General features: G+C 37.0%; 1 protein-coding gene. It reads left to right on the forward strand.

The features are described from left to right. The first annotated feature begins 385 nt into the window (after nucleotides 1-385). Nucleotides 386-649: a hydrolase gene (locus LQ203_RS27290; protein ID WP_230163061.1), complete on the forward strand. Its 264-nt coding sequence runs from the start codon at nucleotides 386-388 to the stop codon at nucleotides 647-649. The last annotated feature ends 635 nt before the right edge of the window (nucleotides 650-1,284 follow it).

The raw sequence follows: 1,284 nt of genomic DNA on the forward strand, positions 1-1,284 counted from the left end.
CGCTTGCTTCCTTCAGATTCCACGTCACCGTGGACACCCTTGCATTAAGCTAACCATTACTACTGCCTTCATGGTTCGGGACTCACACCCTATAGATTGCACCCATGCCGGGCGCACGAAAAAGCTGTCTTAAAGACAGCTCCGTTCTTCAGCTAACTCAAAAAATTGAAGCTTGCGTTTTATTTAATATGGTCTTTTTCCTGATTATTAGTGTTTAATTTTCATGGTAGTGTGTCTTGTCTGTCCCTCGTAGCCCAAGGAGCAAAAAAACAAGCCAAATTAGCTCGAAAATGTGCCAACCAATCAATCACTTTGTCCACTCCTGATTGTTTTCCCTTTCATATGTTATTAAAGTAAGACAAGCTATTGAAAGGGGGATGTAATGATGTCAAGTCGAAATTCATCGAGTCATCAATCCAGTTCATCTCGTAGAAACAGGTGCAATGGATGTGTATGTAATACTTTACGCCGTTTGCGTCCTGGTACAGAAGTAGACGTTTTTTTATCTGGAGGCACAGTTCTTGAAGATGTTATCTTCCGTGCCTTTGACAACAATACTTGTTGTGCCCGATTCAGAGACGAAGAGACAGAACCTGGTACTGTCATTTTTGTTGACTGCCGAGACATTCAAGCCCTTCGCATCGAGTAATAACATTTAGGGGGATTCTTCACTTTTGAAGAATCTTCTTTTATTAAAGACACCGTATTGAACTATCCTGCCCCGTTAGTTCATTAAGGAATAGGCATTTTTTCAAGCAGCAGAGGATCTTCTAATAAGAGATCCTTCGATTCTATGTTTATTGTGATTTATTAATTGATTTCTTTTCGTATCGTTTTGAAAAGTATAGAGTAAGGATAATACCTAATAAAACGATCCCTATACAGATATAAAGTGGAAAACCCCAACGTATGTAAGCAACTGTTGATGCTCCTAATACCGTGATCCATTCAAAAACTAAAAATGGTTTTATGTATTTATTCAATTAACTAACCTCCCCTTTCTTTATCCATATATTGTTAATTCATTTTAACATACCTGGAGTTAATAAAATCTAAAAAAAATGCCTTATAAAACTAACCTGCCCCGTTAGTTGCATAAGAAAATGGAGCTGTTTCCAACCCCATATTTGTTAGTTCAACAAGATAATAACTTTTGTAAGGTAGTTCCATACATACCTGCTTTCATTAGTAAAAGAAAGTGACAACCAGGGATGGGTGCCTTTACAATTTCATAAACACTTTGATTTCGTTTATTAATAGTATTCCTTTATACACACTTATAAT

The organism is Peribacillus sp. Bi96 (assembly GCF_918698115.1).
In the GTDB taxonomy this organism is placed as follows: Bacteria; Bacillota; Bacilli; order Bacillales; family DSM-1321; genus Peribacillus.

Excerpts from the sequence above, each read along its gene's own strand:
- LQ203_RS27290 (WP_230163061.1), top strand. The coding sequence starts at position 386 with ATGTCAAGTCGAAATTCATCGAGTCATCAATCCAGTTCATCTCGTAGA.